A 13016-nucleotide genomic window follows, 5' to 3' on the forward strand; every position below is an offset into this window, starting at 1 on the left:
GAGCGATGTGAATCGAAAAGCAGTGCGTGCGTGGATTACTTACGATTGGGCCAATTCAGGCTATGCAACGACGATACTGGCAGCAGTGCTGCCTATTTTCTACAGCTCTGTTGCAGCTTCGACGCTGGATGCGACAACCGCATCCTCCTATCTGGGGTACACACATGCAATCGGTATGTTATGTGTAGCGTTATTGTCCCCTGTGCTCGGGGCAGTTGCCGATCTGACAGGCAGCAAGCTGTCTTTCCTGCGAATTTTTACGGGGACTGGCATCGTCGCCACATTGGGCTTTAGCCTGGTAGGAGAAGGAGACTGGCTGCTGGCTTCCGCGCTGCTGGTCTTGTCGACCATCGGATTTGCGGGCGGCAATACCTTTTATGATGCGATGCTCCCCGATCTGGTGCCTTCCGGTAAGCGGGAAACTGTATCGGCCAAAGGCTACGCTTATGGCTACATTGGTGGAGGGATCTTGTTGGCGGTCAACATGCTGATGATCCAAAAGCCTCAATGGTTCGGATTAGGAAACACACTGGAGGGAACACGTCTTGCGTTTGTTTCGGTAGCGGTATGGTGGTTGGTGTTTTCTTTGCCTTTATTGCTTCAAGGTCGCCAGCGGCACTGGAGCGGTGAAGGGGAAAGACAAGACCAAGAAAGGCAAACAGGCAGCCTTTTATTCCAAACTGCTTACTGGAAGGCCGGATTTCGGCGGATTCAGGGCACGATGCGCCAAATTCGGCGTTTTCCACAATTGCTTAAATTGCTGCTATCTTTTTGGTTTTTCAATGACGGGATTAATACGATTATATTAATGGCTGCTATTTACGGAACGGGGATTGGGATTGGCACGACGGATCTGATTGCGGCGCTGTTGATAACCCAATTTATTGGCTTTCCCTGTACGCTGCTGCTTGGCAAATGGGCCGAACGCTGGGGATCGCGCCGGATGCTCATGTTCTCGCTCGGGATTTACATGCTGATCGTCATTCTTGGATTTTTCATGACTCAGGCGCTACATTTTTATGTGCTGGCGGCTATGGTCGGTCTGGTACAGGGGAGCAGTCAGTCCATTTCCCGGTCTTTATTCAGCGATCTGATGCCAGCCAGCCGGACGGGTGAATTTTTTGGTTTCGTGAACATTACGGGCAAGTTTTCATCCATTTTCGGCCCGTTTATCTTTGGCTTGGTCGGTCAGCTAACCGGTTCCTCGCGCTGGGGTATTTTATCGCTGTTTGCCTTTTTCGCTATCGGTATACTGATGCTGTGGACTGTGGATATCGCGAAGGGGAAGGCAGACGTGCTTCAAGCCGATCTGGACAAGGGATAGCCCAGATACAGGTTCAACTATCATTTTCCCGCAAAAAGAAGCCGTTCTTCCGTTAGCAGTGATCTGCTGGGAAGACGGCTTTTTGGAAATAACTGAATCACTTGAAGGAAGCTACTGCTTCAATGACGATGATGATGTACGTTCGACGTTGAACGAACTAATCTACTTTCACTACACGAAAATGCTGATTCGTTCCGCCGTTATCCCCCCATTGAATCGCTTTGGCACCATCGGCGGTAGTGCCTTCGGAAATGTCGATCAGTTTGCCCGTTGCCCGGTTTTTCAGTTTGTAATAACCTCCGGTTACAGAAACCAGTTGCCATTGCTGGCTAGACCAGCCTCCGTCGCTCCATTGCTCGATGACCGCACCGTCCGTCGTCGCTCCGTTTTCAACGCCGATCAGCTTGCCACTGTTGCGGTTGACGATTTTGTAATATCCGCCGCCCGCATCCTTGAGCTGCCATTGCTGGCTGGGTGCTCCTGAATTTGCACGCTGCTCCAGATCCGCGCCGTCTGTTGTTGCACCGTCAATTACATTCAGCGGCTTGTTGCTCTTGCGGCTTACCAACTGATAGTATCCGTCCGGGTCAATGACGATTGGCGTGGTTACACCTTGAACCACACCGCTGGCGGTGTCGATGTTCATACTGTCGAACCAGTCCATAGCCAGGGAAGTCCCGGTTGGAAAACGCAGCGGTAGCCATACATATTGTGAATCCTGCACAGGCCCGCTCCATGCTCCCGCCCAGCGGTCCCCCAAATACAGGTACGAGGTCGTTTGGGTACCTTCTACCGGAATGACGTAGGCCGATTGTGAACCGTAGGTCGTACTGTCTCCAAAGTTAATCGTGTTGCTCCACGTTCCCTCAATGCTGGATGCCGTAGCATATTTGGCCTGGTTGGGGTTCCAGCCTGTTGCCCCGGATGTGATCAGGAAGTAGACGTCTCCTTTTTTGAACATCGCCGGAGCTTCACGATATTGTCCCGGCCAGAGCGTGGTCACCAGCGATTCTACTTGCAGGAAATCCGGTGTCAGACGATAAATGTTCAAATCGGCATTCACACGGGTAGCAGAAACCAGGTAAGCCGTACCATTGTCGTTGTACACAGTCATATCCCGTGAATCGTAATCCAGAGGACGGAAGCTGCCCTGATAGGTGTAATCGCCGTCCACAGTATCGGAAGAGGCAACTGCCACCTGGGCTTCGTTGTAATTAACTCCATTTTCCTTGTGCATCCACAATACGTATTTGCGTGTTTTCTCATTGTAAATGACTTTTGGACGTTCAATATTCGAAACATTCAGCTCTACTGCGGAACTGCTAGTTAGCACGTTTTTGCGGAACTCCCAGTTTTTTAAATCAGAGGAACGGTAGGCGGATACAGCCTTGAACGTGCCGTTGGGGTTGCGATTTTCACCAAACCAGTAGTAGTAACCGTCTACCTTAATCATACCGCCCCCATGAGCATGAACCACGTTTCCAGCTGTATCTTTAAACTGAATGCCATTCACAACATTCGCTGGGGCCGCTGAAGCAATCTTCGGTGAAAACATCTGGAAAATGCTCAACGACAGCAAAACAGCGAGCATAATACACAGTAAGACGGCAAAATCATATTTCATTGTTTCGTCCTCCTCTGTATGTTTTTAAAGCGCTTACAAAAATGATTTGTACTGAATAGCTATCTATGCTAATGCCTATCACCTGTCTGATGATGCGATGTGAGCAACAAGAGGGTTCTATCCCAATTGTATCCATATTGAATTGAAAGTGCTAGAGTAGTATATTGACCATGTACACCGCAGACGATAAACTTTCAATGAATTTCCAATAGAGCGGTGAAGTTATGAATGGGCTGATATTTATTACGTCATAGGGGGCCAACCATGGAAATATACGCGATTGACATGAGCAAGCCGGAGGCAGTCGGTCATTACGAGTCACTGCTAAACCGGGTTTCGACTGAAAAGCGACAGAAGCTGGATCGTTTTTTACATCGGGAAGATGCTTTAAGGGGCTTATACGCCGATGTGTTGTTAAGGTGGTTGGCCTGTCGGCAATTGAAGGTTTCCAACTCCAGTCTTCAATTTACATATAATGCTTTCGGCAAGCCTTCCTTGTTGAATGCACCCGCATTCCATTTTAATGTTTCTCACTCGGGAAAATGGGTGGTATGCGCCGTGGATGATCATTCGCTCGGAATCGACATTGAACAGCTTCGTCCTATTGATTTTGAGGTGGGAAGGGTGTGCTTTTCAGACACGGAGTATGATACGTTGATGCGTCAGGAGGCGGAGAGCCGCTTATCCTATTTTTACGATCTGTGGACGCTCAAGGAAAGCTTTGTGAAGGCCGAAGGGCAGGGATTAACGCTGCCGCTAAAGTCATTTTCATTCGATTTAAGTGAGCGTCCGTTGATCGGTTTTACGACGGAAGGCTTTACCACCGAGTATTGTCATTTTAAACAGTATGAGATCGATGAACACTATAAAATGGCTGTCTGTGCAATGCATGACCGCTTTGCGCATCTGGTGCAGCAGCTAGATATACATACACTATGCCTGGAATCGGCAGCACAGGCGTGATATGAAGCTAAAAAAATGGCGGAACAAGTAGTCTAGTTGAAAAAAGGGAGATGAGCTGCGTTGACGCTAACATTGTTCAAGCATGGCAAGCTGTATGGGGAATGGGCTGCCAAGGGAAATTCAATCATTGTACAAAATGGCATCATACAGGCCATTGGACAAGCGCGGGAGCTTGAATTGCAATTGTCGGGTAAGGAATATGACACGGTGGATTGGGAGGACGCTTATGTGTTGCCGGGCTTGGCCGATTCACATATGCATTTGTCCATGCATGGCATGAAGCTGGCGATGCTGGATTTTACGTCGGCTACCTCGAAGGATGAGATGCTTGATATGCTGCGCAAACGGGTTGCGCTCACACCGCCGGGAGAATGGATTTTAGGGCTGAACTGGAACGAAAATGCGTTTATTCCTGTTGAGATTCCGACCATCTCAGAGCTGGATGCCATTACGGATCAGCACCCGGTATATTTGACTCGTACATGCTTTCATACGTTTCTGGCGAATTCAGAAGCGTATCGGCGTGCAGGTATTGGCGAGAACACTCCTGATCCCGCTTCGGGAGCCTACGGAAGAAATGCGGATGGACAGTTGAACGGATTGATTTATGAGGAAGCGTCCACTGCCTTTACAAGTGTTCAGCCAGAGCCGGATTATTCGGTTAAAAAAGATGCAATCCGCCGAGCTTGTCTGGATGCACTACGACTCGGCCTGACGGCTGCACACACGGAGGATTTGCGTTTTCTGGGCAGCGTGGACACCATGCAGCGGATTTACAGGGAGCTGAGGGAGGAAGGCATTGCTTTTCGCACGCATCAGCTCATCTATCATCCGTTCATGGAGGAAGTGAAAGCGAAAGGGCTGCGTGCTGGTAACGGAAATGAGTGGTTTAAAATCGGTGCGGTAAAAATGTTTGCCGATGGTGCGATTGGTGGAAGAACTGCGCTATTGTCTGCGCCCTATAGCGATGCTCCACATACCAGTGGCATGGCGATTCAACCGCAGCCAGAGCTGAACCAGATGGTGGCGGCTGTCAGAGCCGCAGGTTTTCCGGTCGCTGTACATGCGATAGGGGATGGGGCGGCGCATATGATTTTGACAGCGATGGAAGCCCATGCGCTAACGGAGGAAAGTGGCTTGCCGGATCGTCTGATCCATGGACAGGTGCTGACTGCCGATTTGGTCAAGAGAATGGCGAAGCTGCCGCTGATTGCGGACATCCAGCCGCGTTTTGTAGCAAGTGATTTCCCGTGGGTGCTGGATCGGGTTGGCGAGGGACGTACCGAATATTTGTATGCCTGGAAGAAGCTGCTGGACGCAGGTATTCCATGTGCTGGCGGCAGTGACGCGCCTATTGAGCCGTTGGACCCTTTTCTCGGTATGCATGCCGCTGTGACCCGCACCAAGCCGGAAGAGACGCATGAGGGTTATCTTCCAGATGAAAAGCTGGACATTCACGAAGCTATTCATCTGTTTACCTTCGGAAGTGCAGTTGCTGCGGGAGAAGCGGATGAACGGGGTTCGATGGCTGTAGGGAAAGCCGCTGATTTTACGGTTATTGACCGGGATTTATCGGAGCGCCCTCAGGCTTTGCTTGACGTTAAAGCACGTATGACGGTTGTGAACGGAATCGTTGCATATCAGGCATAGGTGGACGATAATATGTATGCAAAAAACCTCCAACCTCACGCTAATAGTGGAGTTGAAGGTTTTTTTGTTTTTACAAACCACGCTGTGCGAAACGGTCTGCATTTTTCACACTGGACCATAGATCAGAGCTTGCCCCGCCTGCATACCAGTAGGCGAAGCCTGCAACCCCTTTGTCCTGTCCCAAACGGTATTTACGGATGAAGGATCGCCCTTCCTCCAACCATAGCTTATGAAGCTGAGTATCCCTGTAGGAAACCGTATACTGCTGAATATCATCATGCCAGATCGGTTTGGAGGTGGAACGGGATACAAGCTGATTTTGCTCAATCAGTGAAATATCAGACGAAGCGACCGATTGACCACTGGCATTGAGAGTCCAGTTCCGTGTGAATAAAGGCAATGCCAATATCGCTTTATCCGGGTCGGTGGTTAGTAGAAAGCGCCGTACGCTTTCACGAAGCCAAGGTAATGAGGATACGGAGCCGGGGGTCGAGCTGCCTCCCCAATGTTCGTCATATCCCATCAGAATCAAATAGTCTGCCGCAGCGCCAAGTTGCTTATAATCAAAGGCGGCTGTCCAGTCTGTACCGTAATCAGGAGATACACAGATCGCCAGCACAGCATTCAGGCTTTTTAACTTGGCTTTTAATTGTTGGATGAACAGCGTGAGCTGGGTACGATCCTGACCATCTACATTTTCAAAATCAATCACAAGCCCATCCAGATGATGTGTAGATACGGCATTCGCAAGCTGAGTTATGGTTTTGTTCCGTAAAACTTCACTGGACAGGATTTGGTGCGTCATCGTTAGATTCGAACGGTTGCCTACCATCGCCCAGACTTTTTTTTGATGCTGTTTGGACCAGGTGAGGAGCGAGGTGTTTGTAAGATCACTAATATTACCCGTTTCGTTTAGAAAAAACCAGCGTGGTGATAGGGTGTTGATGTTAGATTGAAGCACGGAGCTTTCAAACTGTTGAACGCTCTGATCATATTGCCAGCCTAGTCGGATGGAAGATGCCGTGGACGCTGTTTTGGAGGCATGCTGTGTTGAATACGTCAGTAGCCGTTCCAGAAGTGCTGCTGTTTCTTCGCGGGTCAGGGAAGACGTGGGGCGAAATTGGTTGTCTTCCCCTTTCATAAAGCCGTAACGGTTCACGGTAGTTACAGCTTCAACAGCCCAATCTGCAATCTGGTCGGTGTCTGTAAAAGTGGAAACCGCTGCTCCTGATCCCGTCGAGCGTATGAGGCGCGCGATCATCAAGGCTGCTTCTTGCCGGGTTACAGGGCTGTTGGGTTGAAACGTGGCGGATGTCCCTCCCTGCACCACGTCAAGCTGGGAGGCTGCTTCAATCCATCCGTAATACCAGGCTTGTTTGGATACATCCCGATAGGAGGAGACCGATGCTTGTACAGGTTCCAGACCGAGTGTGCGATCCAGCGCGGTAACCCATTCGGCTCTCGTAACCGGCTTTTTGGGAGAAAAGTAGCCGGGTCGTGTACCTGCCAAAATTCCTTTGGCGTGCAGTGAGGTGATCGATTGATAAGCATAGCTGTCTGAAATATCCTGAAACACCACACCGACTGCGGCTGCGGGAACGGTTAAACATGAAGCGGATGTAGTTATTATCGTCATGACGGCAGTCGCCAACAGAGTAAGTTTGGTTAGCAAGCGTGATCGTATGGGGCTCATTCACTATAACCTTCTTTTTTTATGATAGATTGTCAGACGAATCGTTCGTCACATGACGATTAATACTATCAAAAATAGTAAAGTTATTCATTGCTAAATTGTTGGAAAACACAAAAAAGCCCTTACCTGTAGAGGCAAGGAGCTTCACAATCGAAACTATTCTTTTTTGGCATACATTATACCAATCGTCTGTGGACCACAATGACTGGAAATGACACATCCGGCTGTTGCCAGCAGCACCTTTTGCGCTCCCGTCTCTTCCTGTAAACGGGCTTGCAGCATCAGCGCATCTTCCTCAGCCAAAGCATGTACGACAATAATGATATCGTTATCCATATGTCCCCGCTGGTTCAGGGCATTTTGCAGCATCTGATCCAGCGCCTTTTCACGTTTGCCGCGGACTTTGTACGCAGGTGTCATTTTTCCGTCTATTACTTTGATCACCGGACGAATTTTGAGCAGACTACCGATCAGATTTTGCATCCCTGAGCATCTTCCGCCCTTGTACAGATACTCGAGCGTATCAATCACGAATTCCGTGTCTATCAGGGGGCGGGTTCTCGTCAACATGTCCACAATCTGTTCCATTGTACTGTTGTTGGCTGCGGCGCGTGCGGCCTTCATCACGAGCATGCCAAAGCCGCACGACAGATTCAGGGAATCAAAGACGGTAACACGGCCTTTCGGGAACTCGGAAGCAGCGAGCAGCGCATTTTGATAGGTTGAGGACAGCTCGGAAGACAGACTGATATATAAAATGTCGTCCCCTTGTTCTATGTAGGGAGCAAAGGCTTGAATAAAGTCCGATGGAGAAGGTGCGGCGGTTCGTGGCAAATGTCCCTCACGACTTACGCGCTGAAATAACTGTTCTGGCTGGATATCCACACCATCCCTTAATGATTCATCCCCAAACACCGTATACAATGGTACAATGCCAATCTCGTACTGTTCGCGCCATTGGACTGGAATATCACTGGTACTGTCCGCAAAAATTTTGATTTTGTTCATACATTGAATCCTCTCTGTGTGATGCGGAGAAATTATAAGGATTGCACAGAGGAAGGATAGATATCCGCTGTGTTACTCGGAACGGCAAGACCCATGGCCAGAAGTGCAATGAAGCCCAAAATAATGAACGCATTAATGATTAACCCTGCAATGGCAAATCCTTTCTTACGGTTCTTCAACGCAATTCCAATAATGCCGACCACAAGCCCGGCGCAATTCAATAACAGACTGCCTAAAAATACAAAAGGAAGCAGGACGGTTCCGGTTTGTTGCAGAACAACTTCCGGGTCCAGGGTTTGGTATTGGCTGAAATGAGCCAACAGATTAATGACCATAACAGCCAGAATGATATACCCGATCAGGCTGACGAGCGACATAATAAAAGAAGCAATACCGGGACCGGAATGCTTGAGCTTGACTGGAGGCTGGAAGACGGGAGCTTCTGAAAAAACAGGATGCTCCTCAGACGCGACAGGCTTTTGCAGATTAGGATCTTGGTTACTCATCTTTTCAACTCCTTGAACATTATCCGAACAGGTACTAATTTTCCACAAAATGAACAAAAAAGCAAGGGACCTTACACATTACCCTCCAAAAGACAGGGTTTAATCATGGAATTCTGTAGGGTTTAAATTTAAATGGAGTGGCTGGCAAACTTCATATAGATTCGATAAAATAAGGAGATAGCTTGGATTAGAGGATGAGATGAAAAGGGGTACACAAACATGCAACGCAGATGGATAATTGTAGGATCTATAATGATGCTGCTGGCGGTAGCTATTGGAGCGTTTGGGGCTCATATTGTGAAAACACGGATCGACGCAGACGCTTTGGCCGTGTATGAAACTGGTGTGAAATATCATATGATTCACGCTGTCGGTTTGCTGATCATTGCATTGGCTGCGGGACAGTGGGGAGCGTCGACTCGTTTAAAATGGGCAGCGCGACTGCTGTTTACGGGAATCATTTTGTTTTCCGGCAGCTTGTATGTGCTGAGCTTGACCGGGATTCGTGTGCTAGGTGCCATTACCCCGCTGGGGGGCGTGTGTTTTATCGCAGGTTGGCTTTTGGTGGCATTAGCTGCCTGGAGTCTGAAGAAAGAGGATTAATTTAACTTTCCAGATCATATCACAAAAAAGAGAATCGCTTGGAAAGACATAACGTTTTTCCGGCGGTTCTCTTTTTGCGTGTTTATTTCATGTTGTAAGGGCTTTACATTTACGATGTGATTTCATCGATTTCATTCATTTTAAAGGAGTATACTTGCTTCTCATCTACATGGTACACACTCAGTAAGTTATTCTCATGATCCAAATTAAGGATGCGACATGGGATGCTTCGTTGTCCGCCATAGCGATTTACGATTAGCCGTACAAGCGTATTATCATGTATATAGCGTTTGATCCAATCATAGGTGCTAAGTTCTTGTTGTGGTGCAGGCTTCGGCTGTATGTGGGATTGTTTGATCTCTTGAGCGACAGGTGGCTTGTTCGTAGGAGCGACATTAGATTTCTTTTTGGAAAACTTCTCTGCTAGCGCAGTAGCAGCATCAGACGAGCCGTTAGCGGCTGATTGTTTTTTTAAGTGTAATGCAGCCTCAATCAAATTACCAAGCTCAATACCGGACTGAACCCGACTATCTGCAATTTGTTCATGTTGAGTCAAGAGGTTAAGCAGGAAATGAAGGGCCTCTACATTGGAACGACCTTTAACTAATACATCTACATTAAATAAATAACTGGTTTCATCTTGATTTGATTCTTTTTTCATACATCCTCCAGCCCAAGCCCTGGGTAATTAGTCTTTTATAGTACCTATCAATATATCATTAAAACGTAATCTGTCATAGTACCTTAGGCTCTGTTATGGAGATTAACAAAAATAGGTCCTGTATAAACTGTATATCAATGGTGTGTTCACATTTATTCACCTACACAAACGCGAAAATACTGTATACAATATCCCAGACGAAAAATGAGGAGGTGCATGGTTGAACGAAGATACACAAGGACCCCGTCGGATAAAGTTTTGTGAAGTCCTGCAAGTGATCACCAATTGATGAAAATACCAACTTGTACTATACATATACAGAGAATAAACGAGAGTGAGAGCGAAATCAAGCAGTTTGAATTTTAAATATTTCCTTTTGATTTTTTCGGTTTAAGCGAAGACAACAAAATAGTAAGGAATTAATGTAGTTATTTGTAAATACATTTCAAAATCTATACCGTCTCTTTACATTCAGAAAACATGTTCTAAAGGAACTTAATGGTAATATGTATGGAAAGTGGAGAAAAGTGGATAACATAAGACTCCGTTAGCGGCTTCATCTGCGCTGATGAGTGATTTCAGGGAAGGGGCATTCTGTCGGGATGCTCTTTTTCACTTGCCGTTATAGATAGCTCGGTGGAACCCTAGCATAAATAACGGCAAGCTCATTTGAATGGTAAGTGTTGGAGCATGTAAAGTGTTCAGAGTGATTTAGGTTTAGCAATAGATGGACTAAGTCTAGGGCTGGGTTACTGGTGGGAGATCCTCAAGATGTTCGAAAATAAGCAGTTGCTTCTCTCTTGCGACCTTTACCATTTCATCAGCACCCTGCGAGGGCCCTCCAATTCGAAGCACTGCATCGCAGTGATCTAGCAGGCGAATGGAGGACGGATGGAAAATGCGGTTGAAAACCTCATCTCCCAAAGAAGTGGAACCAGCTGTGGCGATTAGGGGCAATGCATACCACTCCCCTAGAACCGGTAAATGCCCAGTTTCATAAACTTGAAGAGCAATTTCATTCATGAACTGAACATTTTTCTCGATCAGCACGGGATCATCTGACGTTCCGGAACGATAAGGTCCCGCTATAAGAATATGCAACGAATTTGTTTTTTCCTTTAAAAGACCATGGATTTGAGCGTATTGGAGCAGCAAAATCGTCTTGGCATCACGAATTTCTCCGCTTTTGACCAAATTGAGCGCCTGAATAAAAGGAAGCTCTACCACTTCAATGTTTTCTTGATCATCCTCGAGTCCACCACCCAGTCCTGTTGCCATATCTTCGTTATACTCTGCTACAAAAAAGTACAGGATTTCGGTAACCGATCCGGGCGACATGTAGGCCTCACCAACCTTTTGTACACAGTCCACACGGTACCCTGTCTCTTCCTCCGTTTCCCGCAGGATACTTTCCTCCGGTGTCTCTTTATCGAGCAGACCTGCACAGGTTTCGATAAGCATTCCCGTCTCATTACCGTTCTGGTAGGTTGGCATTCGGAACTGTCTGGTCAATACTACGGTTTGTTTTTTTCGATTATAGAGAAGGATTGTTGCTCCGTTGCCGCGGTCGTACACTTCACGGGATTGTGTCTCCCATTGACCACTGTTTTTTTCATACTCGAACGTGACTTTCTTTAAGATGTACCAGTTATCCGATAAAAGCTCCTCTTTGACGATCCGTATTCTTGGTTGTTGCCCCGTTGCTTTCATGTTCATTTCCTCCCTAGAAATATTCCATTTTCTTTCGTCAGTTGAAGGACACCAGTCTGCTTCAGGTTTTGGTTGACATGGATACGAAACATATCGATGGCCTTTCCTACAAGTCGTTCCCTTGCATTCATCGGAGTCGAAATCATATAATCGATCAGGGGTTCCGCTTCGTCTACCATCAGGCGGTCGTCGTAATGGAGCAACAGAAGATTAGAAAAGCATGAAGACAGCAAGTCCATTCCGTTACCTAGGTGGAACCGATGAATCGCTTGGTCTAATACGCGAAGATCGGGGTCGAAGGAAGCCGCCAAGTCCTCAAGCTCCTGAAGGTGTTGCGTACTCATCGTCGACGTGCAAACTAGTCCACCTGGCTTTAGAACACGGTGCATTTCCTCGATCGCTCTGGGGATGTCCGAGACGTGATAAAGCATATTGTTAGCAAGCACTACATCGAATTGCTCATCGTGAAAAGGGAGCTGCTGGGCGTCAGCCGACAAAAATTTAAACATTGCATTGCTGCTTCCTAAGCGGCAACGTGCTTCCTCCACCATTCCGCTGGAGATATCGGTAAGCGTAATGCGCCAGCTATTGGGAATTCGTTCGGCATTTCTTAACCAAAAGGTCCCGTCACCGCAACCCAACTCGAGAATATGGGCTTCCGGTGTCACCTCCAGCTGATCAAAAACCCAACGATGCCAGCCTTGAGGATTCGTACTGAACTTGTCGTAAAGATTGATCCGTGCTTGCAAACGGGTGGCCGTCCGATATTGATCCCCCCAATTCTCTTCCTTCTGTACGGCTTGTATAAGCTCCGCGAAGCGATCCAAATCGGCTCCATCGGCCAACTTTTCCAAAGCTTTTCGAATAGCATGGACGATATGTTCCGTATGAGCGATCTTCTTCTGGAGAATATCGAGCTGTGCTTCCAACGAAAGTCTGATGTCCCCATCGGATATCAACTCTGCGTTTAAGATGTCTTTAATTTCTTGAAGAGATAGCCCGACATACTTCAACGTCTGAATCCGCTGCAGTCGTTTCAGTTCCTTCACCGTATACTTGCGAGCAGAGCCAGAATGATGGTCTTCCGGGGTCAATAGTCCAATCTGATCGTAATATCGCAAAGTTCGGAGTGTCATACCTGTACTTTTGGCAAGCTGCCCAGTCGATAAATAATCTCCTTTGCTCAACAGGTTCTCCCTCCTTCCCATGCATTGATTTTCCAGTATAACCAACTAGGTTAGTATACTTGGTGACGTAACGTCACCAGCAAGTTA

The 13016-nt window shown here is 47.5% G+C and carries 11 protein-coding genes; 4 read left to right on the forward strand and 7 right to left on the reverse strand.

Annotated elements, in window-relative coordinates:
• Positions 1-7: 7 nt before the first annotated feature.
• The gene (locus QMK20_RS08060; RefSeq protein WP_283655304.1) at positions 8-1324 is read left to right on the forward strand and encodes an MFS transporter; all 1317 of its coding nucleotides are present in this window, start codon (positions 8-10) and stop codon (positions 1322-1324) included.
• Between the two features lie 157 nt (positions 1325-1481).
• Here QMK20_RS08060 and QMK20_RS08065 read toward each other — a convergent pair whose 3' ends face one another.
• Entirely contained in the window at positions 1482-2948 is a 1467-nt protein-coding gene (locus QMK20_RS08065; protein WP_283655305.1) for an RICIN domain-containing protein, read from the reverse strand.
• A 264-nt stretch (positions 2949-3212) separates the two neighbouring features.
• Between QMK20_RS08065 and QMK20_RS08070 the strand changes: the two genes are divergently transcribed.
• Together QMK20_RS08070 and QMK20_RS08075 are read left to right on the forward strand one after the other, a co-directional pair.
• Positions 3213-3911, forward strand: a complete 699-nt coding sequence (locus QMK20_RS08070; RefSeq protein WP_283655306.1) for a 4'-phosphopantetheinyl transferase family protein — start codon at positions 3213-3215, stop codon at positions 3909-3911.
• Between the two features lie 60 nt (positions 3912-3971).
• Positions 3972-5561, forward strand: coding sequence for an amidohydrolase (locus QMK20_RS08075; RefSeq protein WP_283655307.1), 1590 nt, complete (start codon positions 3972-3974; stop codon positions 5559-5561).
• A 70-nt stretch (positions 5562-5631) separates the two neighbouring features.
• Here the strand turns inward: QMK20_RS08075 and QMK20_RS08080 are convergent, their stop codons facing one another.
• From QMK20_RS08080 to QMK20_RS08090, 3 genes are all read right to left on the reverse strand, one after another.
• Entirely contained in the window at positions 5632-7254 is a 1623-nt protein-coding gene (locus QMK20_RS08080) for an S-layer homology domain-containing protein (RefSeq protein ID WP_283655308.1), read from the reverse strand.
• Positions 7255-7410: 156 nt separating this feature from the next.
• A complete protein-coding gene (locus QMK20_RS08085; protein WP_283655309.1) occupies positions 7411-8262 on the reverse strand; it encodes a DegV family protein in 852 nt (283 codons plus the stop codon).
• Positions 8263-8294: 32 nt separating this feature from the next.
• Positions 8295-8768, reverse strand: a complete 474-nt coding sequence (locus tag QMK20_RS08090; RefSeq protein WP_283655310.1) for a hypothetical protein — start codon at positions 8766-8768, stop codon at positions 8295-8297.
• Positions 8769-8987: 219 nt separating this feature from the next.
• Between QMK20_RS08090 and QMK20_RS08095 the strand changes: the two genes are divergently transcribed.
• Entirely contained in the window at positions 8988-9371 is a 384-nt protein-coding gene (locus tag QMK20_RS08095) for a DUF423 domain-containing protein (RefSeq protein ID WP_283655311.1), read from the forward strand.
• A gap of 109 nt (positions 9372-9480) precedes the next feature.
• On the opposite strand, the gene QMK20_RS08100 is transcribed toward QMK20_RS08095, so the two are convergent.
• The 3 genes from QMK20_RS08100 to QMK20_RS08110 form a co-directional block, all read right to left on the reverse strand.
• Positions 9481-10032, reverse strand: coding sequence for a hypothetical protein (locus QMK20_RS08100; protein WP_283655312.1), 552 nt, complete (start codon positions 10030-10032; stop codon positions 9481-9483).
• 738 nt (positions 10033-10770) lie between these two features.
• A complete protein-coding gene (gene nudK, locus QMK20_RS08105) occupies positions 10771-11742 on the reverse strand; it encodes a GDP-mannose pyrophosphatase NudK (RefSeq protein WP_283655313.1) in 972 nt (323 codons plus the stop codon).
• 2 nt (positions 11743-11744) lie between these two features.
• A complete protein-coding gene (locus QMK20_RS08110; RefSeq protein ID WP_283655314.1) occupies positions 11745-12929 on the reverse strand; it encodes a MerR family transcriptional regulator in 1185 nt (394 codons plus the stop codon).
• Positions 12930-13016: the final 87 nt, after the last annotated feature.

This window comes from Paenibacillus sp. RC334, assembly GCF_030034735.1.
GTDB lineage: Bacteria > Bacillota > Bacilli > Paenibacillales > Paenibacillaceae > Paenibacillus > Paenibacillus terrae_A.

What these genes read in the sequence shown, in the direction of transcription:
- QMK20_RS08065 (WP_283655305.1), bottom strand. Translation starts at nt 2,948, where the DNA reads ATGAAATATGATTTTGCCGTCTTACTGTGTATTATGCTCGCTGTTTTG.
- QMK20_RS08070 (WP_283655306.1), top strand. Translation starts at nt 3,213, where the DNA reads ATGGAAATATACGCGATTGACATGAGCAAGCCGGAGGCAGTCGGTCAT.
- QMK20_RS08080 (WP_283655308.1), bottom strand. Translation starts at nt 7,254, where the DNA reads ATGAGCCCCATACGATCACGCTTGCTAACCAAACTTACTCTGTTGGCG.
- QMK20_RS08085 (WP_283655309.1), bottom strand. Translation starts at nt 8,262, where the DNA reads ATGAACAAAATCAAAATTTTTGCGGACAGTACCAGTGATATTCCAGTC.
- QMK20_RS08090 (WP_283655310.1), bottom strand. Translation starts at nt 8,768, where the DNA reads ATGAGTAACCAAGATCCTAATCTGCAAAAGCCTGTCGCGTCTGAGGAG.
- QMK20_RS08095 (WP_283655311.1), top strand. Translation starts at nt 8,988, where the DNA reads ATGCAACGCAGATGGATAATTGTAGGATCTATAATGATGCTGCTGGCG.
- QMK20_RS08100 (WP_283655312.1), bottom strand. Translation starts at nt 10,032, where the DNA reads ATGAAAAAAGAATCAAATCAAGATGAAACCAGTTATTTATTTAATGTA.
- nudK (WP_283655313.1), bottom strand. Translation starts at nt 11,742, where the DNA reads ATGAAAGCAACGGGGCAACAACCAAGAATACGGATCGTCAAAGAGGAG.